Source organism: Acidaminococcus fermentans DSM 20731, assembly GCF_000025305.1.
Classification (GTDB): domain Bacteria; phylum Bacillota; class Negativicutes; order Acidaminococcales; family Acidaminococcaceae; genus Acidaminococcus; species Acidaminococcus fermentans.
On sequence record NC_013740.1, the window covers coordinates 711,336 to 732,496 of the forward strand.

Annotated in this window: 22 protein-coding genes and 5 tRNA genes; 20 read left to right on the forward strand and 7 right to left on the reverse strand. The window is 57.6% G+C overall.

Annotated elements, in window-relative coordinates; genetic code table 11:
* Positions 1–25: 25 nt before the first annotated feature.
* The gene (locus ACFER_RS03175) at positions 26–256 is read right to left on the reverse strand and encodes a hypothetical protein (protein WP_012937992.1); all 231 of its coding nucleotides are present in this window, start codon (positions 254–256) and stop codon (positions 26–28) included.
* Positions 257–368: 112 nt separating this feature from the next.
* Here ACFER_RS03175 and ACFER_RS03180 point away from each other — a divergent pair, with 112 nt between their 5' ends.
* From ACFER_RS03180 to ACFER_RS03200, 5 genes are all read left to right on the forward strand, one after another.
* Positions 369–797 (forward strand): HutP family protein, encoded by a 429-nt coding sequence (locus ACFER_RS03180; protein WP_012937993.1) that lies wholly within the window; start codon positions 369–371, stop codon positions 795–797.
* Between the two features lie 96 nt (positions 798–893).
* A tRNA-His gene (locus tag ACFER_RS03185) sits at positions 894–969 on the forward strand.
* A gap of 18 nt (positions 970–987) precedes the next feature.
* Positions 988–1,063 (forward strand) — tRNA-Gln (locus ACFER_RS03190).
* 3 nt (positions 1,064–1,066) lie between these two features.
* Positions 1,067–1,142: transfer RNA gene (locus tag ACFER_RS03195), tRNA-Lys, on the forward strand.
* Between the two features lie 16 nt (positions 1,143–1,158).
* Positions 1,159–1,242 (forward strand) — tRNA-Leu (locus ACFER_RS03200).
* Between the two features lie 61 nt (positions 1,243–1,303).
* Here the strand turns inward: ACFER_RS03200 and ACFER_RS11525 are convergent.
* Positions 1,304–1,468: a hypothetical protein gene (locus tag ACFER_RS11525; RefSeq protein ID WP_012937994.1), complete on the reverse strand. Its 165-nt coding sequence runs from the start codon at positions 1,466–1,468 to the stop codon at positions 1,304–1,306.
* A gap of 59 nt (positions 1,469–1,527) precedes the next feature.
* Here ACFER_RS11525 and ACFER_RS11530 point away from each other — a divergent pair, with 59 nt between their 5' ends.
* The 3 genes from ACFER_RS11530 to ACFER_RS03210 all read left to right on the forward strand — a co-directional run bounded on the left by ACFER_RS11530 (position 1,528) and on the right by ACFER_RS03210 (position 3,815).
* Complete coding sequence (locus tag ACFER_RS11530; RefSeq protein WP_187287529.1) at positions 1,528–1,695, forward strand: hypothetical protein; 168 nt, start codon at positions 1,528–1,530, stop codon at positions 1,693–1,695.
* A 292-nt stretch (positions 1,696–1,987) separates the two neighbouring features.
* Positions 1,988–2,479 carry a GNAT family N-acetyltransferase gene (locus ACFER_RS03205; protein WP_041666419.1) on the forward strand — a complete coding sequence of 164 codons (492 nt, stop codon included), beginning with the start codon at positions 1,988–1,990 and terminating at the stop codon, positions 2,477–2,479.
* A 19-nt stretch (positions 2,480–2,498) separates the two neighbouring features.
* A complete protein-coding gene (locus tag ACFER_RS03210) occupies positions 2,499–3,815 on the forward strand; it encodes an L-cysteine desulfidase family protein (RefSeq protein ID WP_012937996.1) in 1,317 nt (438 codons plus the stop codon).
* Between the two features lie 57 nt (positions 3,816–3,872).
* Here the strand turns inward: ACFER_RS03210 and ACFER_RS03215 are convergent, their stop codons facing one another.
* Entirely contained in the window at positions 3,873–5,258 is a 1,386-nt protein-coding gene (locus ACFER_RS03215) for an NCS2 family permease (protein WP_012937997.1), read from the reverse strand.
* Between the two features lie 109 nt (positions 5,259–5,367).
* Between ACFER_RS03215 and pcrA the strand changes: the two genes are divergently transcribed.
* Positions 5,368–7,620, forward strand: a complete 2,253-nt coding sequence (gene pcrA, locus ACFER_RS03220; protein ID WP_012937998.1) for a DNA helicase PcrA — start codon at positions 5,368–5,370, stop codon at positions 7,618–7,620.
* A gap of 13 nt (positions 7,621–7,633) precedes the next feature.
* Positions 7,634–9,661 (forward strand): NAD-dependent DNA ligase LigA, encoded by a 2,028-nt coding sequence (gene ligA, locus ACFER_RS03225; RefSeq protein WP_012937999.1) that lies wholly within the window; start codon positions 7,634–7,636, stop codon positions 9,659–9,661.
* Between the two features lie 182 nt (positions 9,662–9,843).
* Here ligA and ACFER_RS03230 read toward each other — a convergent pair whose 3' ends face one another.
* Positions 9,844–11,517, reverse strand: a complete 1,674-nt coding sequence (locus ACFER_RS03230; protein ID WP_041666090.1) for a carbon starvation CstA family protein — start codon at positions 11,515–11,517, stop codon at positions 9,844–9,846.
* 277 nt (positions 11,518–11,794) lie between these two features.
* Entirely contained in the window at positions 11,795–11,980 is a 186-nt protein-coding gene (locus ACFER_RS03235; RefSeq protein ID WP_012938001.1) for a hypothetical protein, read from the reverse strand.
* A gap of 164 nt (positions 11,981–12,144) precedes the next feature.
* Between ACFER_RS03235 and ACFER_RS03240 the strand changes: the two genes are divergently transcribed.
* On the forward strand, positions 12,145–13,005 hold the full coding sequence (locus ACFER_RS03240; protein ID WP_012938002.1) for a fumarylacetoacetate hydrolase family protein: 861 nt from the start codon (positions 12,145–12,147) through the stop codon (positions 13,003–13,005).
* A gap of 80 nt (positions 13,006–13,085) precedes the next feature.
* On the opposite strand, the gene ACFER_RS03245 is transcribed toward ACFER_RS03240, so the two are convergent.
* Positions 13,086–13,162, reverse strand: a tRNA-Val gene (locus tag ACFER_RS03245).
* A gap of 134 nt (positions 13,163–13,296) precedes the next feature.
* Between ACFER_RS03245 and ACFER_RS03250 the strand changes: the two genes are divergently transcribed.
* From ACFER_RS03250 to ACFER_RS03290, 9 genes are all read left to right on the forward strand, one after another.
* Complete coding sequence (locus ACFER_RS03250; RefSeq protein ID WP_012938003.1) at positions 13,297–14,310, forward strand: PhoH family protein; 1,014 nt, start codon at positions 13,297–13,299, stop codon at positions 14,308–14,310.
* Positions 14,307–14,789, forward strand: a complete 483-nt coding sequence (gene ybeY / locus ACFER_RS03255; protein ID WP_012938004.1) for an rRNA maturation RNase YbeY — start codon at positions 14,307–14,309, stop codon at positions 14,787–14,789. The genes ACFER_RS03250 and ybeY overlap by 4 nt, the downstream gene beginning before the upstream one ends.
* Positions 14,779–15,165, forward strand: a complete 387-nt coding sequence (locus ACFER_RS03260) for a cytidine deaminase (protein WP_012938005.1) — start codon at positions 14,779–14,781, stop codon at positions 15,163–15,165. Before ybeY ends, ACFER_RS03260 begins: the two co-directional genes overlap by 11 nt.
* 15 nt (positions 15,166–15,180) lie before the next feature.
* The gene (gene era, locus ACFER_RS03265; protein ID WP_012938006.1) at positions 15,181–16,107 is read left to right on the forward strand and encodes a GTPase Era; all 927 of its coding nucleotides are present in this window, start codon (positions 15,181–15,183) and stop codon (positions 16,105–16,107) included.
* 114 nt (positions 16,108–16,221) lie between these two features.
* Positions 16,222–17,106, forward strand: a complete 885-nt coding sequence (locus ACFER_RS03270) for a hemolysin family protein (protein WP_041666091.1) — start codon at positions 16,222–16,224, stop codon at positions 17,104–17,106.
* Positions 17,096–17,842: a DNA repair protein RecO gene (recO, locus tag ACFER_RS03275; RefSeq protein WP_012938008.1), complete on the forward strand. Its 747-nt coding sequence runs from the start codon at positions 17,096–17,098 to the stop codon at positions 17,840–17,842. The genes ACFER_RS03270 and recO overlap by 11 nt, the downstream gene beginning before the upstream one ends.
* Complete coding sequence (locus ACFER_RS03280; protein ID WP_012938009.1) at positions 17,835–18,545, forward strand: hypothetical protein; 711 nt, start codon at positions 17,835–17,837, stop codon at positions 18,543–18,545. The genes recO and ACFER_RS03280 overlap by 8 nt, the downstream gene beginning before the upstream one ends.
* 52 nt (positions 18,546–18,597) lie before the next feature.
* Positions 18,598–19,350: an exodeoxyribonuclease III gene (locus ACFER_RS03285; protein ID WP_012938010.1), complete on the forward strand. Its 753-nt coding sequence runs from the start codon at positions 18,598–18,600 to the stop codon at positions 19,348–19,350.
* 11 nt (positions 19,351–19,361) lie between these two features.
* Positions 19,362–20,138: an ADP-ribosylglycohydrolase family protein gene (locus tag ACFER_RS03290; RefSeq protein WP_012938011.1), complete on the forward strand. Its 777-nt coding sequence runs from the start codon at positions 19,362–19,364 to the stop codon at positions 20,136–20,138.
* A 34-nt stretch (positions 20,139–20,172) separates the two neighbouring features.
* On the opposite strand, the gene ACFER_RS03295 is transcribed toward ACFER_RS03290, so the two are convergent.
* Positions 20,173–21,081, reverse strand: coding sequence for a LysR family transcriptional regulator (locus ACFER_RS03295; protein WP_012938012.1), 909 nt, complete (start codon positions 21,079–21,081; stop codon positions 20,173–20,175).
* Positions 21,082–21,161 lie beyond the last annotated feature (80 nt).

Here is a 21,161-nt window from a genome sequence, read left to right on the forward strand (position 1 = left end):
GTTGCATACGCAACAGCCCCCTTTTTCAATAGGCCCTTTTTCCATATACCGGGTGCTCTGTGGGCTTCAGGGTCAGGCGTTTGGCCAGTTCCACGGCTTCGGCCAGGTGCAGATCGGTTTTGTTCCCGTGTTCTTCGAAGATGCATACAGGGTCGTCGCTGCCGATTTCGCTTCCGGGCATGTACAGGTACTGGTCATTGTCCCGGTCGCCCAGGATCAGGCCGGCACGGAGTTCTTCTGCCATAATGACGGACATGGGGTATTCCTCCTTTGTTATCCCCTCATTCTACCAGTCCCGGCTTTCCCTGACAAGGGAATCTTGGTATAATAGGAGTACTTGTATTCTGGGCAGAAAGGGATGTGGTACCATGAACAGACCCATTGCAAGCATCGATGTGGGACGGGCGGCTTTGCGGATGGCCCTGACGGCCACCCGGGAAGAGGAAGACCGGCTGAAGGAACAGCTGCGGGAACAGGGGTTCCGGGCAGCGGCGGTGGATTTCGGCGGGGAGTTCCTGCCTTCCATCAAAAAAATCGTGGAACGGGCGGTGGTGGCAGCCGAGCGGCAGAACATCGTCACCGATACCCATGTGGGAGCCGGCACCGTGGCCGGCGCGGCCCATGAAGCCCTGGAACAGATGATGGAAAAAGCCATCGGGTTCAATGTGGGGGGCAAGATCGGGGTGGCCCGGTATGGGGAACATCTCTGTGTGGCCGTGTACATGAGCGTAGGGGTCCTGAACCTGAACGAACTGGGAGTAGGCCTGGCCCATCGGAGTCTCGCCGGGATCGACTAAAAAAATCTGCGGAAAGTGGAAAAAAGCTATTGACACTTTCCGCCTTTCCATGCTAGAATAAGTGAGTCGTCGGATGGCGGCACTAAAGAAAATATGGTGGATATGGTGAAGCGGTTAACACACCGGATTGTGGCTCCGGCACGCGTGGGTTCGATCCCCACTATCCACCCCATATTTTTTTTTACCTTTTTGGGGCATAGCCAAGTCGGTAAGGCACGGGACTTTGACTCCCGCATGCGTTGGTTCGAGTCCAGCTGCCCCAGCCAAGTGATTCACTAGCTCAGTTGGTAGAGCACCTGACTTTTAATCAGGGTGTCCCGGGTTCGAGTCCCGGGTGGATCACCATTTTTTATACCCAAATGCGGCTGTGGCGGAATTGGCAGACGCGCCAGATTTAGGATCTGGTGTCCACGACGTGCAGGTTCAAGCCCTGTCAGCCGCACCAAATAGAATAGAGTAAAAGAGGCTGTGAAAAAATGAGAAATCATTTTTTCACAGCCTCTTTTTTACAACACCACAAACAGATTGTACAGCTTCAGCAGGCGGATGTCTTCTTTGGAGATGGTGAGCTTCTGGGCCAGATCCTTATTGGTCAGGGCCCCGTAATGGGTGATCCGGCCGGTGTAGGTGTGCTGGCAGATCTGGATGTTCTCCTCGTCCAGGATGTCCATATACATCCGGATGTCGTAATTGGCTTCTCCGGGTACCCGGTCCGGATGCTGTTCTTCCCATGGCCACCTGCCTGAACTCTTCCGGGGATACGGTGGCTTCCATGATGATCAGCCGGATGGTGGAAGGCAAAGGCTGGATGGACAAGAAATCCGAGCGGAAAACCGATCCGGAAAAAGCTGCCATTGCCGCCCAGATCGGGGGCTGTGGCTGCGGAACCAAAGAATGACTGGAAGAATTCCTGTTCAATAGTGTACAATAAAGGAGCAATCATTATGCAGATCAAAGTAATCGGCAGCCACTGCTGCCCTGACACCCTCTATGCCCTGAACCAGCTGGCCGCCGCCGGCGCGGAGATCGATTTCGTGGATATCCTGGCCAGCCATGCTGACCTGAAACAGTACCTGGCTCTCCGGGACAGCGACCCGCTGTACGCTGAAATCCGGGGGACGGAACGGAGAAAACCATTGTGGACATTCTCCAGAACAAAAACAGAAACCAGCAAGAGGAGGAAAACTGATATGGAAATCCGTTGTGCAAAACCCCAGGACGTGGACGCCATTGCCCATCTGGAAGCCGTCTGCTTCCCTCAGGCAGAAGCGGCTACCCGGGAATCCATCGAGGAGCGGGTGAAGGCTTATCCCAACCACTTTTTTCTCCTTTGGGACGGGGATCAGCTGGTGTCCTTTGTAAACGGCCTGGTGACGGATCAGCCGGACCTGACGGACGAAATGTATGAAAAAGCGGACATGCATCAGGAAGACGGGGCCTGGCAGATGATCTTCGGGGTGGACACAGATCCCCATCGCCGGAAACAGGGCCTGGCCGGCCAGGTGCTGGAAAAATTCATCGATGCGGCCCAGAAGGAAGGGCGGCAGGGGGTGGTGCTCACCTGCAAGGACCGGCTGGTCCATTATTATGCGAAATTCGGGTTTGTGGATGAAGGGATTTCTGATTCCACCCATGGGGACGTGGTGTGGCATCAGATGCGGCTGACCTTCAACCGGAAATAAGAAAAGAGGAGCGGAAAAAATGGAGAAGACCGATAAAAAATATGGAACCTATGTACAGATCCTGAAGGAAGAACTGGTGCCGGCCATGGGCTGCACCGAACCCATCGCCATCGCCTATGCGGCGGCCAAGGCACGGGAAATCCTGGGTACACTGCCGGATAAGGTGGAAATCGGGGTCAGCGGCAATATCATCAAGAACGTGAAGAGCGTGGTGGTGCCCAATACCGACGGGCTGAAAGGCATCCAGGCTGCGGCAGCCGCCGGCATCGTAGGGGGCAAATCGGAGAAGCAGCTGGAAGTCATTGCGGAAGTGACCCCGGAACAGAAGCAGGCCATGAAGGAATTCCTGAAAAACGTGCCCATCCAGGTGGGAGCGGTGGACAACGGGCTGATCTTCGACATTATCGTGAAGCTCCTGAAAGGGGACCATTCCTCTCTGGTACGGATCGCCCAGTACCATACCAACATCGTGCTGATCCAGAAAGACGGGGAAACGGTCTACGAAGCCAAAAAGGACGGGGGCGCCGGCTGCCAGGATGAAACCAAAGAAGTGGGCCTGGCGGACAAGAACCTGCTGAACATCCGGGACATCCTGGATTTCGCCAACACCTGCGATGTGGAAGACGTGAAGCCCATGCTGGATCCCCAGATCCAGTGCAACAGCGCCATTTCCGAAGAGGGGCTGCTGGGGAACTACGGGGCCAACATCGGGTCCGTGCTGCTGCGGACCTACGGCAGCAACATCAAGAACCGGGCAGTGGCCAAGGCGGCGGCCGGGTCCGATGCCCGGATGAACGGCTGCGAACTGCCGGTGGTGATCAATTCCGGCAGCGGCAACCAGGGAATCACCGTATCGGTGCCTGTCATCGAATATGCCAAGGAACTGAATGTGGACAAGGAAAAGCTGTACCGGGCCCTGGTGCTGTCCAACCTGATCGCCATCCACGAAAAGACCGGCATCGGCCGGCTGTCCGCTTACTGCGGGGCGGTCAGCGCCGGGTGCGCCGCTGGCTGCGGCATCGCCTATCTCCACGGGGAAGGGTATGAAGCCATTTCCCATACCCTGGTGAATTCCCTGGCCATTGTGTCCGGGATCATTTGCGACGGGGCCAAGGCTTCTTGCGCCGCCAAGATTGCTTCCAGCGTGGAAGCCGGGCTCCTGGGCTATGCCATGTACAAAAGCGGCAACGAGTTCAAGAGCGGGGACGGAATCGTGAACAACGGGGTGGAAGCCACCATCCGGAACGTAAGCCAGCTGGGCCGGGAAGGGATGAAGGAAACCGACAAGGAGATCATCCGGATCATGCTGGCGCCCCAGCCGGAGAGGAAGGAATAAAAAAGGGGCTGTGAAAAAATGAAGAATCATTTTTTCACAGCCCCTTTGATTTATGTCTTACAACAACACATATTTCAGCACAAACAGGATGGCCAGCACGTACATCAGGCCGCTGATCTTGTCTTTGTGGTCGGTGAGCAGGTTCAGGATCACGTAGGTGATGACCCCGAAGGAGATCCCTTCGGAGATGCTGTAGGCGAAAGGCATGGCGATGATGGCGATGTAGGCCGGGATGGCTTCGCTCAGGTCGCCCATGTCGATCTTGGTCACGGAAGAGAACATCAGGAAGCCTACGATCACCAGGGCCGGAGCGGTGGCGAAGGAGGGGATGGCCATAAAGAAGGGGGAGAAGAACAGGGACAGCAGGAACAGCACGGACACGGTAATGGCGGTGAGCCCGGTGCGGCCTCCTTCGGATACCCCGGAAGCGCTTTCCACAAAGGTGGTCACGGTGCTGGTGCCCAACAGGGCCCCGGTGCAGGTGGCGCAGGCGTCGGCCATGAGGGCTCCCTTGATCCGGGGCAGGTGGCCTTCTTCATCCAGCATGTCACTTTTTGCGGCCACCCCGATCAGGGTCCCCAGGGTATCGAAGGTATCCACGAACAGGAAAGCGAAAATCACGGCGAAGAAGTTCAGGCTCAGCACATGGGAGAAGTCCAGCTGGAGGAACAGGGGCGCCGGATTAATGGGGGCAAAGGAAGCCAGTCCCCCGGACAGGTTGGGGAACACGCTGAAGGTGCCCAGTTCCGGATTGGGCACGTAGAGCCCGGTGGCTTCGCAGATCATCCCCAGGATCCAGGTGCCCAGGATGCCGAACAGGATGTTCCCCCGGACGTTTTTGATGATCAGGAAAGCAGAGAGCAGGATCCCGGCCAGGGCAATCAGCACGGTGATCCCCACACTGTGGAAGGTGCCGTCCGCCACGGATTTGGTGAAGGAATACAGGGACACCTTGGTGGCCGGGTTGGCCACGATGATCCGGGCGTTCAGCAGGCCGATGAAGGCGATGAACAGACCGATCCCCACGGAAATGGCCTGTTTCAGGGTCATGGGGATGGCGTTGAAGATGGCTTCCCGGATGGAGGTCAGGGACAGGATGATGAAGATAATCCCTTCCACCAGCACGGCGGACAGGGCCATTTCCCAGGTGTTCCCCATCTGGAGGCAGACTGTGTAGGCAAAGTAGGCATTGAGCCCCATTCCCGGTCCCAGGGCGAAGGGGTAGTTGGCAAAGGCTGCCATGAAGAAGGTCCCCAGGGCGGAGGCAATGGCGGTGACCGTCAGCAGGGCCCCTTTGTCCATGCCGGTGGCGCTCAGGATGGAGGGGTTCACGATCAGGATGTAGGCCATGGTCATGAAGGTGGTGATCCCGGCGATGATTTCCGTCCGCATGGTGGTGTGGTTTTCCTTCAGGTGGAAAACTTTTTCGCAGAATTGTTCCATTGATAACTTCCTTTCTCAAACAGGTTCAATTGAAGGATTCTTCTATTATAGCAAAAAAACACCGAATCTGTTAGAATATTAGGGAATAAAACATAGAATCGAGGAAAAAATGAGAGACCTTTTAGCTTCATTGAATGAACAGCAGGCTGAGGCAGTCCGTCAGATTGCCGGGCCTATTTTAATTTTGGCCGGGGCCGGCAGCGGCAAGACCAAGGCCCTGACCACCAAAATCGCCTATCTCCTGGAAAAAGGGGTCAAGCCCTGGAACATCCTGGCCATCACCTTCACCAACAAGGCGGCCAAGGAAATGCGCCAGCGGGTGGATGCCCTGGTGGGGCCTTCCGCAAAGGATGTGTGGCTGTACACCTTCCACGGATTCTGCAACCAGCTGCTCCGCCGGGATATCAATGCACTGCCCGGATACACCACTTCTTTTTCCATCTATGATCCCTCCGACTGCAAGAATGTGCTGAAGGAAGCCCTGAAAAAACTGAACCTGGACGAAAAATTCTATCCTCTTCCGGGGCTCCTGGCCACCATTTCCAACGCCAAGAACGCTCAGGTGGACGCGGCGGCCTTTGCCCGGCAGGCGGAGGACTATCACGCCAAAAAGGTGGCGGAGATCTATGCCGAATATCAGAAGCACCTGGTCCAGAGCAATGCGGTGGATTTCGATGACCTGCTGCTGCTGACGGTGAAACTGCTCCAGACCGTACCGGAAGTCCGGGAAAAGTACCAGAACAAGTTCCACTACGTGCTCATCGATGAATATCAGGACACCAACCATGTCCAGTACCTGCTGGCCAAGCTGCTCTCCGCACCGGAAAACAACCTGTGCGCCGTGGGGGATATCGACCAGAGCATCTACGGCTGGCGGGGGGCGGACATCAGCAACATCCTGGATTTCGAAAAGGACTACCCTCAGGCCCGGATCTTCAAACTGGAACAGAACTACCGGTCCACCCAGGTGATCCTGGATGCGGCCAATGAGGTGATCAAACACAACGCCGCCCGCCGTCCCAAGAACCTGTGGACGGAAAACGGCAACGGCCAGCCCATTGCCTATTACCAGGCCCGGGACGACCGGGAAGAGGCGGAATTCGTGGTGGGCCAGATCCGGAAGCTCCAGCGGGAAGGAACCAAACTGGGGGATATGGCCATCCTGTACCGGACCAATGCCCAGAGTCGGATGTTCGAAGAAAACCTGATCAACAACGGGGTCCCCTATGTAATGGTGGGAAGCCTGAAGTTCTACGACCGGAAGGAAGTGAAGGACACCCTGAGCTACCTTCGTTTCCTGTCCAACGAACGGGATATCCAGGGGCTGGAACGGATCATCAATGAACCCAAGCGGGGCATCGGGGCAGCCACGGTGGCCAAGGTCCGGACCCTGCTGGAAGACAGCGGCATGACCCTGCCGGAAGTGCTCCAGACCGTCCAGGCCCGGGAACTGCTGGGCCGGGCCTTCCCCAAGATCCAGGCCTTCAGTGACATGATCCAGGAACTGGCCCGGGTGAAGGATACCCTGCCGGTGAAGGATCTGATGGAGCAGGTATTGGAAAAATCCGGTTACCTGGAAGCCCTCCGTCTGGAAGGATCCGACCAGAGCAAGAGCCGGCTGGACAACCTGAACGAATTCCTCCGGATTGCCGACGAATTCGCCAAGGATCCCGGGGAGGAAAACAACAAGACCCTGGAAGACTTCCTGAACCATGTGGCCCTGGTGGCGGACATCGATGACGCCAAGCTGACCCAGGATTCCGTCACCCTGATGACCCTCCATTCCGCCAAGGGTCTGGAATTTCCGGTGGTGTTCATCGGGGGCATGGAGGACGGTCTGTTCCCCAGCCAGCGGAGCCTGGAAGACGAGGACAAACTGGAAGAAGAACGGCGGCTGTGCTATGTGGGGATCACCCGGGCCAAGAAGCGGCTGTATCTCACCAACTGCCGGAGCCGGATGGTGTACGGCCATGTGGTCATGTACCCGCCTTCCCGGTTCCTGGAGGAGATTCCCCGGAACCTGATCGAAAACGTGGCAGTGCGCCGGAGCACCTATGGGGGATACGGGGGCCAGCGGGGCCATCAGGGCAGCACCGGTACCCATGCCAGCCTGCGGACCATTGCCCGGAGTCGGGGCGGCAGCATCCTGGATACGCCGGCTCCCCGGAGCCGGTTCGTGCCGGAAGGAGGAGCGGTGCCGGAATTCCGTCCCGGGGACAAATGCCGGCACAAGAAGTTCGGTACGGGGACCATCATCGAGGCCCGTCCCGACGGCAGCGAAGGACAGCTGGTGACCGTGGCCTTTCCGGGCAGCGGTATCAAACAGCTGGCCACCAAGTACAAGATCCTGGAGAAGATCTGAGGAGCGGTGCAGTATGAGTGAAATGACGAAAGAGGCGGCGGCAGCCCGGATCGACCAGCTGCGGGCTGTCATGAAGAAAAATTCCTATTTGTATTATGTCCAGGACAATCCCCTGATCACCGATGCGGAATACGACGCCATGATGCGGGAACTGAAGGCCCTGGAAGCAGAGTATCCGGAACTGGTGACGCCGGATTCTCCCAGCCAGCATGTGGGGGGCTATGCCAAGCCCGGGTTCACGGAAGTCCGGCATATGACGCCTCTGTTGAGCCTGGCCAACGCTTTTTCCCCGGAAGAGATGGAAGAATTCGACCGGCGGGTCCATGAAGGGCTGCCTCAGGATGTCAAAGTCCAGTATGTGGTGGAGCCCAAGATTGACGGGCTGGCCTGCAGCATCATCTACGAAAACGGCCGGTTCGTCCGGGCTGCTACCCGGGGGGACGGAGTGGTGGGAGAAAACGTCACGGAAAACGTCCGGACCATCGCCAACATCCCCAAGGTGCTGAAGCCCATTCCGGGGATAGAAATCCCGGAACTGCTGGATGTGCGGGGAGAAGTGTACATGCCCCGGCAGGCTTTCGTGAAGCTGAATGAGGAACGGCAGGAAGCCGGGGAGCAGGAATTCGCCAACTGCCGGAATGCGGCGGCCGGTTCCCTGCGCCAGCTGGATCCCCGGGTCACCGCCCGGCGGTCCCTGGCCTTCTTTGCCTATGGCGTGGGGGTGGGAGCCGGCAACCTGCCCACCCACAACGCTTCCATGGATATGCTCCAGCAGTACGGGTTTACCACCACCGAAGGGCGGACACTGGTGGACACCATCCAGGAAGCCAATGAACTGATTAAAAAACACGGAGAGCGCCGGGCCGTCCTGGGCTACGATACCGATGGGGTGGTGGTGAAGGTAAACGACGTGTGGCAGCAGAACATCCTGGGAGCCACCGGCAAAGATCCCCGCTGGGCCATGGCTTACAAGTTCCCGCCGGAACAGGCGGAGACTCTGCTGGAAGACATAGTGATCCAGGTGGGACGCACCGGGGTGCTGACCCCTACTGCAGTGCTCCGGCCGGTGCGGCTCTCCGGCAGCACCATCAGCCGGGCCACCCTCCACAACGAAGATTTCATCAGGGAACGGGACATCCGGATCGGGGACCATGTAATCATCAACAAGGCTGCGGAAATCATCCCGGAAGTGCTCCGGGTGGTGCCGGAAAAGCGCACCGGGGAAGAAAAGGAATTCCACATGCCGGAAACCTGCCCGGAATGCGGCTGGAAGGTGGAACGGAAAGCCGGGGAGGCGGCCTGGCGCTGCACCAATCCCCACTGCCCGGCTCTGGGACGGGAAGGACTGATCCATTTCACCAGCCGGGACGCCATGAACATCGACGGCTGCGGGCCCAGCGTGCTGGCCCAGCTTACCGCCGCCGGACTGGTGAAGGACCCGGGGGACCTGTACCTGCTGACCCGGGAACAGGTGGAGACCCTGGACCGGATGGGGCCGAAAAGCGCGGACAACCTGGTGAGTGCCATTGCAGCCAGCAAAAACCAGAGCCTGGACAAGCTGCTGTTTGCCCTGGGAATCCGCCATGTGGGGGCCAAGGTGGCCCATACCCTGGCCCGGAAATACGGAACCATGGACAAGCTCATGGCCGCTGATCAGGAAGACCTGGCCCAGACACCGGACATCGGGCCGGTGATTGCGGAAAGCGTGGTCACCTGGTTTGCCGATCCCATGAACCAGGCCTATGTGGAACGGCTGAAGGAACTGGGGCTGAACATGGAGATGACCTCCGGACCGGCCCAGGACGAGAACCATCCCTTCTATGGGAAGACCCTGGTGTTCACCGGCACCCTGCCCACCCTGGACCGGGCCACTGCCAAAACCATGGCCCAGGAAGTGGGAGCCAAGGTCACCGGCAGCGTGAGCAAAAAGACCGACTATGTGGTGGCCGGCGCCGACCCGGGCAGCAAATACACCAAAGCCCAGAGCCTGGGTGTGACCATCCTGGACGAAGCGGAGTTCCTGCGGATGATGGGGAGGTAAAAAAGGGGGTGTGAAAATATGTTTTTTCACACCCCGTCACTAGTCACTAGTCACTAGTCACTAGTCACTAGCCGATGGAAGCCAGCTGACGCAAGCGAAATAAAGGCGCTGTGGATGATTTTTTCACAGCGCCTTTTTGTTGGAGTGATGAAAAAAGACTGCCCGCGGGGGCAGTCTTTTTGTTATTTGTCGGCAACTTCCACCTTGCCGGTGAACAGTTCCTTGGTGCAGCTCCGGACCACGTTGATGGCCAGGAACATCAGGCACAGGGCCACTACCAGCTGGAGGCCTTCCACCATGGGGAAGAACACGCCGGCCATGGCTTTCTTGTAGATGCCATAGATGGACAGGCACAGGGCACTCATGGTCACGAAGAACATGAAGGTCATGGGCACGTAGAGCATCCAGCTCTTCCGGCCGGTCATCTTCAGGAATACTGCCAGGGCAACCAGGCACAGAGCACTGAGCAGCTGGTTGGCAGCACCAAACAGCGGCCAGATGTTCATGTAACCGCCCAGGCACAGCAGGTAGCTGGGGATCAGGGTCACGATAGTGGCCACATAGGTGTTGCTCAGGAATTTGGCCACAGAACCCTGTTCCTTGCCTTCTTCCGGAGCCAGGATTTCCTGGAGCATCATCCGGCCGATACGGGTTACCGCATCGATGGTGGTCATGGCCAGAGCGGATACGCACATGGTCACGATGCAGGTGCTGTAGTATTTGGGAATACCGAACATGGTGAAGTATCCGCCGATGGCGCTGCCGAAGATGGCAAACGGAGTGGCTTTGGGCAGCTGGCCGTTTACAGCCACGGAGCAGGCGATAACCAGGGAAACCACACCCAGGGTGGATTCAATCAGCATGGAGCCGTAGCCAACAGGCAGCATGTCTTTTTCATTGGAAATGGTCTTGGAGGAAGTACCGGAGGAAACCAGGGAATGGAACCCGGATACAGCCCCGCAGGCGATGGTGACGAACAGGATGGGGAACAGAGGCTTGCCGGCCACATCAAAGGAGGTGAAGGCAGGCATATTGATGGAAGGATTCCCCACGATAATCCCTACAACCCCGGCCAGGATCATCCCAAGCAGCAGGAATACGGACAGATAGTCACGCGGCTGGATCAGCAGCCACATGGGCATGATGGAAGCAGCAAAGCAGTACGCGTAGGTCACATACAGCCAGGTGGTACGGGAAGCGTAGATGGGATGGGCAATGCCCAGGCTCACCATGGCCACCATGCACAGGATCCCCAGAATCAGTTCCTTGGAACCGTGGATGTTGAAACGGCGGGTCACTACACCGAAGACCATGGCTACGGCAATGTAGATCATGGAAATGGAAGCGGCGGAGGCGTTGGGACCCATCATTTCGCCGGTCTTGGAGAAGCCGTTGAAGGTGCTGGCCATAATGTCAGAGAAAGCGGCGATGACCAAGAGGGAGAACAGCCAGCCGAACATCAGGAACATTTTGCAGCCGGTATGGCCCACGTATTTTTCAATCAGGGCACCCATGCCTTTGCCGTCGTTCTTCACGGAAGCATAAAGGGCGGTGAAATCCTGTACAGCCCCGAAGAATACGCCGCCTACAATAATCCACAAGAATGCAGGAACCCAACCGAACATGGCGGCGATAATGGGACCGGTTACAGGGCCGGCACCAGTAATGGAAGAAAACTGATGGGCAAATACCGTGAAACGGGAAGCGGGAGCAAAGTCCTTGTCATCCCGGAAGCGATAGGCAGGAGTCTTCGCATCCGGTTCAATTCCCCAGGTCTTGACCAGCCAGCGTCCATAAAACATGTACGCACAGACGAAGATTACAATGGCAAGACACACAAGCGTTAATCCGTTCATCATCATCACTCCTTCGTAAAAAATCCGACACCTGAGTGCAAGTGCCGTGATCAAATCGGATGCTTGTTGATGGTACGTAATTTATCACTTGTTCACGCTCTTGTCAACAGTTTTTTGTATACTTCATACATTATTTTTTCAAAGTGTTATCACAGTAAAGACAGATGCGGGAATTAACAGAGAATTTGTCCGTATGGAAAGGAACTTCACCAATTAGAATCAATTTATTGTGCAGTGGGAATGGACAAAAGGGGCTGCCGCATGGGCAGCCCCTTTTTCATTCGTAATGGTTCAATATGTTCCGTACCCGCTCTTTTTTGCTTTTGGGCACTTTCCATTCGTAGTTCCGGTAGTTGTTTTCTCTGTGGTCGGTGGAATAGTCGGCGTAGTCGATATCCCAGTTCCGTTCATAGCTCCGGTTGTAATCCCCGTGGCCGTCATCCAGCTGATACCCGGCAAACATGGCATCGTCCTCCTTTATAAAAAGAAAACCCTTCTATAACATTATGGTTTACAGTTAGAGAGATTTCCCTCATATACTGGTAATTTTATCACAAACATTGTACAATGAATACATAAGACTATAAAATTCTGGATGGACAATCTGGAACAGGGGAGTGGAGCGCCATGAAAATCGTAACCTTCGAATATGACAACGACGTACAGGTGGGAATCATTTCCGAAGACGGGAAATTTGTGATCCCGGCCAACAAGTATGAAACCATGTATGATCTGATCCAGCAGACGGATTTTGAAGAACTGCTGGCCATTGCCCGGGTGGACATGGGGGCGGTTCCTCTGGATCAGGTGAAGATCCTGGCGCCCATTACCCATCCCCGGAACGACATTATCTGCCTGGGGATCAACTACAAATCCCACGACGATGAACTGCCTGATGAATACGTGCCGGAAAAAATCGTACAGCGCCAGGTGCCCGTGTACTTCTCCAAACGGGTGGACCGGACAGTGGATCCGGAGGGCACCATCGACGGCCATTTCAATGTGGTGAAGGAACTGGACTATGAATGTGAACTGGCCGTGATCATCGGGAAAGAAGCCAAGGATGTGGAAGAAAAGGACGCGGCGGATTACGTGTTCGGCTATACCATCATCAACGATGTAACCGCCCGGGACGTGCAGGTGGCCCACAAGCAGTGGTACTTCGGAAAGAGCCTGGACACCTTTGCCCCCATGGGACCCTGCATCGTTACGGCGGATGAATTCGACTTCCCGCCGGCCCTGTCCATCCAGTGCCGGGTGAACGGGGAACTGCGCCAGGACAGCAATACCAAATACCTGGTCCATGGGATCCCCTACATCATCAGCGAACTGAGCAAAGGAATGACCCTCCGGGCCGGGACCATCATCGCCACCGGGACCCCGGCCGGTACCGGCATTGGTCTGAATCCGCCCCAGTTCCTGAAGAGCGGGGATGTGGTGGAATGTTCCATCGAAGGAATCGGAACCCTGCGGAATACGGTGAAATAAGAAAAAAGAGGCCTGCGGGCCTCTTTTTTGTCGTGCTGTCAACAAAAAAGGCTGCCTTCCGGCAGCCTCTGCTTTTTAACTGGTGGAACTAACTGGACTCGAACCAGTGACCCCCACGATGTCAACGTGATACTCTAACCATCTGAGCTATAGTTCCATAAGCAACAAAATTATTTTAAACGATATCCCATTTTTTGTCAAGTGGGTTTCCTGTTTCTTTTTTCTCCGGGAAACGATATAATGAAAAGAAACAGTCAATCTATCTTTGCACCCAAACAGGAGGAAGAGAATTTGCCTGAAGTGACGGAAAAACGGTTTGAATTCCAGGACGCCCGGGAAATGGTGGCGGTCCTGGGTGAAACGGATGAATATCTGAAAGAAATGCAGCAGAGCCTGGGCTGCCGGCTGATTCCCCGGGGCAACCAGCTGATCGTCCAGGGGACTCTCCAGGACGTGGAACTGGCGGAACGGCTGGTCCGGGAACTGCTGTTCCTGTACCGGCAGGGGATGCCCATTACCCAGCACGATGTGAAATATAGCCTGCGGCTGGTCCGGGAGGGCCAGGAGGAGCAGCTCCACAAGCTGTTCACGGACACGGTGCTCACCACTGTCCGGGGCCGCCAGGTGAAGGCCAAGACTCTGGGCCAGATGCGGTACCTGAAGACCATAGCCCAAAGCGACATTACCATTGCCATCGGTCCAGCCGGCACCGGGAAGACCTATCTGGCGGTGGCCATGGCGGTAAAGGCCCTGAAGAACAAGGAAGTGGAGCGGATCATCCTGACCCGTCCGGCGGTGGAAGCCGGGGAGAAACTGGGCTTTCTGCCCGGTGACCTCCAGGAAAAGGTGGATCCCTACCTGCGGCCCCTGTACGATGCCCTGTACGAAATGCTGGGGATGGAAGCTTTCCAGAAGAATCTCCAGCGGGGAATCATCGAAGTGGCACCCCTGGCCTATATGCGGGGCCGTACCCTGAACGATGCCTTCATTATCCTGGATGAAGCACAGAACACCACGGCGGAACAGATGCGGATGGCGCTCACTAGGTTCGGGTTCGGCTCCAAGCTGGTGGTCACCGGGGATGCCACCCAGGTGGACCTGCCCAGCGGCCGGCAGTCCGGGCTGGTGAATGCCGCCCAGGTACTGGACGGGGTGCCGGGCATCGGCATCGTCCGGTTCTCGGAACAGGATGTGGTCCGGCACGAAATCGTGGGGGCCATTATCCGCGCCTATGAAAAATATGACCGGGCCCGGAAGGAACACCGGCAGGCCCAGGCGGAGAAAAATAAAGGAGAAGGAAAATGATCGTTACCCTGGAAAACAACCAGACGGAAATCGCCATTCCTGAAGAACTGGAAGAGACCCTGAAAAAGGCCATGGACATTGTGGCCCGGAAGGAGAATCTGACGGACAATACGGAAGTGGACATTACCATTGTGAATAATGAAGAAATCCATACTCTGAACCGGGACTACAGGGGCATTGACCGCCCCACCGATGTGCTCAGCTTCGCCCTGGACGAAGGGGACGAGGAACCGGAAGTGGAAGACGGGGAAGCGGAACACCTGCTGGGGGACGTGATCATCTCTGCGCCCCGGGCGGTGGAACAGGGAGAGGAATTCGGCCACGGGCTTACCCGGGAAATGACCTACCTGGCGGTCCACGGCATGCTCCATCTGCTGGGCTATGACCATATGGAAGAAGCGGACAAACGGGTGATGCGGGCCCGGGAGGAAGAAATCCTCCGGGAACTGGACCTGGCGGAGGAAAAGTATGGAGGCTGAACTGGACCGGGAACTCTTTGAAGCAGCCTGTGCCGTGCGGGAACATTCCTACAGCCCCTATTCCCGGTTTGCCGTGGGTGCGGCGGTCCGGGCGGCGGACGGGCGGATTTTCACCGGCTGCAATGTGGAGAACGCCTCCTACGGCCTGACTCTTTGCGCCGAACGGTGCGCCATTTTCGCCGCGGTGAAGGAAGGGGTCCGGGAGTTTGCCGCCCTGTGCGTCACCGCCGATACCCCGGGACCGGTGTCCCCCTGCGGGGCCTGCCGGCAGGTGATGGCGGAATTCCGCATCCCCCGGATCTATTTGACCAATATTCAGGGCCAGTACCGGTCCGCCACGGTGGCGGATTTGCTGCCCGATGACTTCAGTCTGTAAAAAGAAAGGAATTTTATGGAAGAAAAGAATACCCAACAGCATCACTCCGGCTTTGTGGCCGTTGTGGGCCGTCCCAACGCGGGAAAATCCACCCTGGTGAACCATCTGGTGGGAGAAAAGGTGGCCATCATCTCTGACCGGCCCCAGACCACCCGGAACCGAATCCTGAGCATTTTAAGCACGGAGGAGGCCCAGATGGTGTTCCTGGACACCCCCGGTCTCCACAAACCCCAGGACAAACTGGGAGAGCACATGGTCCAGGCGGCTCTCAACGCCATCAAGGAAGTGGACGTGGTGCTGTTTGTGGTGGACGCCTCAGAAAAACGGGGCAAGGGAGAACAGGTGATCCTGGAACGGCTGAAGGAAGAATGCCATGCTCCGGTGATCCTGGTGCTGAACAAAATCGACCGGCTGCCGGACAAGGCTGTGCTGCTGCCCATCATCGACAAATTCCGGAAGGAATATCCCTTCCGCAGTGTACTCACCCTCTCCGCCCTGGAAGATGAGGATTTTTCGCCCCTGCTCCAGGAAATCGTCCGGTGCCTGCCGGAAGGGCCCAGCTTCTATCCGGAAGACATGTACACTGACCAGCCGGAACGGGTGATGGCGGCGGAAATCGTCCGGGAGAAAATCCTCCAGCTGACCCGGGACGAAGTGCCCCATGCAGTGGCGGTCCAGGTCCAGGAAATGAAGACCCGGCCCAACAACCTGGTGTACGTCCGGGCGGATATCTACGTGGAACGGGATTCCCAGAAAGCCATCCTGATCGGGGCAAAAGGGAAGATGCTGAAGGAAATCAGCCAGCGGGCCCGTGAGGATATGGAAGCTTTCCTGGGCAACCGGGTGTACCTGGAACTGTGGGTAAAGGTACGGCCCAAATGGCGGGAAAAGGAAGGGGACCTGAAACGGCTGGGCCTGGCGGGAGAACGGTCCCAATATTGACCGGGCCCCCGGGAGAAGTGTATAATTGAGAGATACAAACCGCCGGGGAACGGCCCGGCAAACTGATCAAAGGAGAGATGTCCTATAGACGCGGGACCTGCGCTTGGGCGCATATTGAAACCAATCCTATATCCTTTTGCTTTTGTGTTCTGGCACCTGGGGGCAGCCCTGTACCGGTTCATGGGGGTGGAACCCCAGACGGCCGGCACCAGCCATTCGGAAGACGACATCCGGAAGATGGTCAGCGCCAGCGAAAAGGGAGGCAGCATCGATCCGGTGGAAAGCCGGCTCATCGACAACGTGTTCGACTTTGCAGACCGGGTGGCCCGGGAAGTGATGGTGCCCCGGCAGGACATGGTGTGCCTGTTCGTGGACGATCCCATCGAGGAGAACATGAAGGTGATCCGGGAATCCGGCCACACCCGGTATCCTCTCTGTGAAGAGGATCGGGACCATATCCTGGGGATGGTCCACATCCGGGAGTTCATGAATGCGGACTACAAACAGCCCGGGTTCGACCTCCGGTCCATTATGCGGGAAATCGACGTGGTGCCGGAAAGTATGTCCATTGCCAAAATCCTCCAGCTGATGCAGCACAAGCATGTGCAGATGGCGGCTGTGGCCGATGAATACGGAGGCACCGCAGGTCTTGTGACCATGGAGGACCTGCTGGAAGAAATCGTGGGCGACATCCAGGATGAACACGATACGGACATGCCGGAAATCAACAAGATGCCTGACGGATCCTATGTGTTCGATGGGCTGGTGCTCCTGGACGAGGTATCGGAAATCATGGGGATCCAGTTCGATGATCCGGAAGAAGATACCATCGGCGGCTATGTGTTCGGCCTCATCGGCCGGCAGCCGGTGGTGGGGGACAGCGTGGAGGAAAATGGCTGCAAGTTCGAAGTGCTGGATTCCACCGGGTTCCGGGTGCTCCGGGTCCGGGTGATCCCCCTGAAAAAAGAAAAGAAGGAAGCGGCTGGCCATGAGCAGTGAAGTGTTTCAGGACGAAGCAGTGATCCTCCGAGTGAAAAACTGGCAGACTGCGGACAAATACGCAGTCTGCTTTTGTCGTGAACACGGGAAAATCTCCTTCGTGGCCTATGGGGCGGCCTATCCCCGGAGCCAGAGCGGGAGACTGGTCCAGCCTTTTGCCCATCTGCGGCTGACCCTGAATCCGGGCCGGAAGGTGGCTTCCTTACGGGGCTGCGAAAGCCTGGAGATGCCCCTTGCCATGGACTGGGAGAACCTGGCCTACGGAGCCATCATCGGGGAGGCGGCAGAGCATCTTCTGGGAGAAGAGGAGCCCCAGGAAGAGGTGTTCCAGCTGCTGCTGGAGGCCTTCCGGCTGCTGGGGAAACGGAACCGGCGGCTGGTTACTGATAGCACCCTGCTGAAGCTGCTGGCCCTGTGCGGGCTGAACCCCATCCTGGACCAGTGCACCAGCTGCGGGGAGTCGGTGACGGAAGACGGGTATTTCAGTCTGGTCCAGGGGGGCTTCCTGTGCAAAAAATGCGCCATGGGGGACGAACTGCCCTTTACGGTGGCCACCCGGGATCTGATGGACCGGCTGCTCCATCTGGATCTCCAGGCTCCCCCGGATTTCACCGTCCGGGGCCGGGAACTGATGGCCATGGAGAAGATCCTCCACCAGTTCATCCTGTACCAGACGGACCGGCCCCTGCGGAGCCTGGAATTCCTGGCGAAAATGGAGAATACGGCCCATGGATAAAAGGCAGCTGGGCAAACTGATCCTGCGGCAGCGGAAGGATCTGATCTTCTGGGTGGTGCTGCTGTTCAACACTCTTACCGCCTTTGCCACCCCGGCGGTGGACTGGTATTTTCCCCTGAAACTGGTTCTGCTCCTGTGGGTGGGGTCCGGGGTGTGGCTGGCCCTGCCGGTGATCGAGCGGCTGAAAAAGAGGAAACGGGCCTGGCAGCTGGCGGCAGCGGCCCTGGTGCTGGGAGTGCTGTACCTGTTCCCGGCAGCCTGGCCCCTGAAGGTGGAATATCCCCTGCTGGAACTTTGGTTCCTGGTGACGGTTCCCTGCACCTGGTACAGCCTGTGGCATTTTTACGGAAAGCGGAGGATGCTCAGGTCCCGGGGAATCCTGTGGACCCTGTGGCCGGTGCTCCAGACCGCCGGGGCCCTGTGGGCGGTGGCTGACCCGGACCGGGGCGCCCTGGGGGCCGCCTTTCTCCAGCAGCTGTTCTACCTGGCCCTGGGGGTGGAATACGCCCGGTGCGGGGCCCGGTACCAGCACCGGATTCTGTTCAACGGAGGGCTGGGGCTGATCACCGCGGCCTTCTGGAGCTGCCTCACCTCTTTCCAGTTTGTCCTGCCGGAACCGGCCTACCCGGTTTTGTGGGCCGCAGCCCTGGGGGTGATGAACTGGATCCTGCCAGAGCTTGCACGAGGAAAGAGTGCAGAGTGATGAACCATGAACGACCAACGATTCACGATGAACGACACACGAGGTATAACCCATGAAACTGATTACCTGGAATGTAAACGGGCTTCGGGCCTGCATGAACAAAGGATTTGCTGATTTTATGACGGCGGCGGGGGCGGACATTGTCTGCGTCCAGGAAACCAAGATGCAGCGGGAACAGGCTTCCTTCGATTTTCCCGGCTACCATGAATACTGGAACAGTGCGGTGAAAAAGGGCTATTCCGGTACCGCCGTATTTTCCAAAACGGAACCCCTGTCCGTCACCTACGGCCTGGGGCAGGAAGAACATGACCAGGAGGGCCGGGTGATCACTGCCGAATACCCGGATTTCTACCTGGTGAACGTGTACACCCCCAATTCCCAGCGGGGGCTCACCCGTCTGGAGTACCGGATGCAGTGGGAGGACGTGTTCCAGGATTACTGTGCCGGGCTGGCCCGGAAGAAGCCGGTGATCGTGTGCGGGGACCTGAATGTGGCCGCTCAGCCCATCGATCTGAAGAACCCGGACAGCAACCACAAGAATGCCGGGTTCACCGATGAGGAACGGGCCAAGTTCCAGCAGTTCCTGGACCACGGGTTCGTGGATTCCTTCCGGAGCCTGTATCCCGACAAGGAAGGCGCTTACACCTGGTGGTCCTATATGTTCAAGGCACGGGAACGGAACGCCGGGTGGAGGATCGACTATTTCCTGGTGTCCCAGAACGGAAAAGACCGGATCCAGGATGTGATCATCCACAACGAAGTCATGGGCAGCGACCACTGCCCCGTGGAACTGGAGTGGAAATAGGAGGTCCCATCATGGAAGGTGCTTTTATTGGCGATATTGTGGGCTCGGTGTATGAATGGTCCGGGCACAAGGGGAAGGAGTTTCCTCTTTTCCAGCCGGGCTGCCGGGCTACCGACGATTCTCTCATGACCCTGGCGGTGGCCCGGGCCTTTCGGGAGGCCCAAAAAGCCGGGAAGCTGCTGGAGGCGGAGACGGTGCTGCCTCTCCTGGCCCGGTATATGCGGCAGCTGGGGCAGAAATACCCCAACGCCGGATTCGGGGGCAAGTTCCGGCAGTGGCTCAGTGATCCGGCCATGGGGCCCTACGGCAGCTTCGGCAATGGGGCGGCCATGCGGGTGTCCCCGGCCGGGTGGTTCGCTTCCACCCTGGAAGAGGCCCAGCATCTGGCGGTGCTGTCCTGCCAGGTGACCCACAACCATCCGGATTCCTACCGGGCGGCCCGGGCGGTGGCCGGGGCGGTGTTCCTGGCCCGGCAGCACAAGACAAAGGAACAGATCCGCACTTACCTGCGCCAGTACTATCCCCTGGATTTCCGGCTGGAGGAGATCCGGGACAGTTATCAGGGGGACGCCACCTGTGAAGGTTCCGTACCCCAGGCCCTGGAGGCCTTCCTGGAGGCGGAGAATTTCGAGGACGCCCTGCGGAACGCCGTCTCCCTGGGCGGGGATACCGATACCCTGGCCGCCATGGCCGGCAGCATCGCCGAGCCCTTCTTCGGGATCCCGGAGAAAATCCTGGAAGAGGGACGGAAGTATTACCTGCCGGAGATGGGGGAAGAAGTGAAATAGGGGGGGCTGTTGCATGAGCAACAGCCCCCCTTTTTCACGTAAACTCCTTCACCACCTTGATGTATTCCTGGGCGTGGAAGGGCAGATAGCCGTTTTTCCGGTAGGCGGCCACGAAGGTGACGGTGGTGCTGGGACTGCCTACGGAAAACAGGGCCAGCTGGCTCCGGTCGGGGATGTACTTCAGATGGGTCTCGGTGATGAAGGTGAACCCGTATCCCCGGGCAGCCAGTTCCGCTTCAGCCTGGATGTTCTTGGTCTCCAGGATGATCCGGGGCTCCATGTGCTGCTGACGGAACAGCCGGTCCACCACCTGCCGGGTCCTCTGGGTGGCGTTCTGGAGGATGAACCCCTGGTCCTTCAGCAGTTTCAGATCCATGTGGGGATACCGGCAGTCCTTCTTTTTCCGGCCGAACCGGGTGAATTCGCTGTCCCTGTTCATCACCAGCACCACTTCCTCCCGGCTGATCACCGTGGTGGCCAGTCCGGGCTCCGGGTCCAGGTAGTTGAAAAAGGCCAGGTCGATGTCCCCGTCCAGCAGCAGTTTCACCAGATGTTCAGAATTGGCCTCGTGGACGTCGATCCGCACATTGGGATACCGGTCGTGGAAAATGGGCAGGGTCACCGGCAGCATATAGGTACCCCGCATGGTGGGGAACCCGATCTTCAGGTACCCTTCGTTGTTCTTGATGATGTCGCCCATTTCCTGGTCCAGGGCCCGTTTGGCCTCCAGGATCTCCCTGGCCCGCTGCAGGTACCGTTCCCCTGCGTAGGTGGGCTGGTACCGGTTCCCCAGACGCTGGAACAGGGGCTGGTGGAGTTCTGTTTCCAGGGCCTTGAGAAATTTGGACAGGGTGGGTTGGGTGAGATGGAGGGCCTCGGCGGCCCGGGTGATGTTCTGGTGCCGGGCAATGGCCAGCACATAGGTGAGTTCTTTGAAATCCATGGCATCCTCCCTGCTTTTTTCTTCGATTATACTGTAAACCATGGCAAAAATCCATGATAAGTATGGATTTCATGAATTGA

Coding starts and splice junctions, on each gene's coding strand:
- ACFER_RS03180 (WP_012937993.1), top strand. CDS start 369: ATGAACAGACCCATTGCAAGCATCGATGTGGGACGGGCGGCTTTGCGG.
- ACFER_RS03240 (WP_012938002.1), top strand. CDS start 12,145: ATGAAAATCGTAACCTTCGAATATGACAACGACGTACAGGTGGGAATC.
- ACFER_RS03260 (WP_012938005.1), top strand. CDS start 14,779: ATGGAGGCTGAACTGGACCGGGAACTCTTTGAAGCAGCCTGTGCCGTG.
- pcrA (WP_012937998.1), top strand. CDS start 5,368: ATGAGAGACCTTTTAGCTTCATTGAATGAACAGCAGGCTGAGGCAGTC.
- ACFER_RS11530 (WP_187287529.1), top strand. CDS start 1,528: ATGGCCACCTGCCTGAACTCTTCCGGGGATACGGTGGCTTCCATGATG.
- ybeY (WP_012938004.1), top strand. CDS start 14,307: ATGATCGTTACCCTGGAAAACAACCAGACGGAAATCGCCATTCCTGAA.
- ACFER_RS03290 (WP_012938011.1), top strand. CDS start 19,362: ATGGAAGGTGCTTTTATTGGCGATATTGTGGGCTCGGTGTATGAATGG.
- ACFER_RS03215 (WP_012937997.1), bottom strand. CDS start 5,258: ATGGAACAATTCTGCGAAAAAGTTTTCCACCTGAAGGAAAACCACACC.
- ACFER_RS03175 (WP_012937992.1), bottom strand. CDS start 256: ATGTCCGTCATTATGGCAGAAGAACTCCGTGCCGGCCTGATCCTGGGC.
- recO (WP_012938008.1), top strand. CDS start 17,096: ATGAGCAGTGAAGTGTTTCAGGACGAAGCAGTGATCCTCCGAGTGAAA.
- ACFER_RS03210 (WP_012937996.1), top strand. CDS start 2,499: ATGGAGAAGACCGATAAAAAATATGGAACCTATGTACAGATCCTGAAG.
- ACFER_RS03205 (WP_041666419.1), top strand. CDS start 1,988: ATGGAAATCCGTTGTGCAAAACCCCAGGACGTGGACGCCATTGCCCAT.
- ACFER_RS03235 (WP_012938001.1), bottom strand. CDS start 11,980: ATGTTTGCCGGGTATCAGCTGGATGACGGCCACGGGGATTACAACCGG.
- ligA (WP_012937999.1), top strand. CDS start 7,634: ATGAGTGAAATGACGAAAGAGGCGGCGGCAGCCCGGATCGACCAGCTG.
- ACFER_RS11525 (WP_012937994.1), bottom strand. CDS start 1,468: ATGGACATCCTGGACGAGGAGAACATCCAGATCTGCCAGCACACCTAC.
- ACFER_RS03280 (WP_012938009.1), top strand. CDS start 17,835: ATGGATAAAAGGCAGCTGGGCAAACTGATCCTGCGGCAGCGGAAGGAT.
- ACFER_RS03295 (WP_012938012.1), bottom strand. CDS start 21,081: ATGGATTTCAAAGAACTCACCTATGTGCTGGCCATTGCCCGGCACCAG.
- era (WP_012938006.1), top strand. CDS start 15,181: ATGGAAGAAAAGAATACCCAACAGCATCACTCCGGCTTTGTGGCCGTT.
- ACFER_RS03285 (WP_012938010.1), top strand. CDS start 18,598: ATGAAACTGATTACCTGGAATGTAAACGGGCTTCGGGCCTGCATGAAC.
- ACFER_RS03230 (WP_041666090.1), bottom strand. CDS start 11,517: ATGAACGGATTAACGCTTGTGTGTCTTGCCATTGTAATCTTCGTCTGT.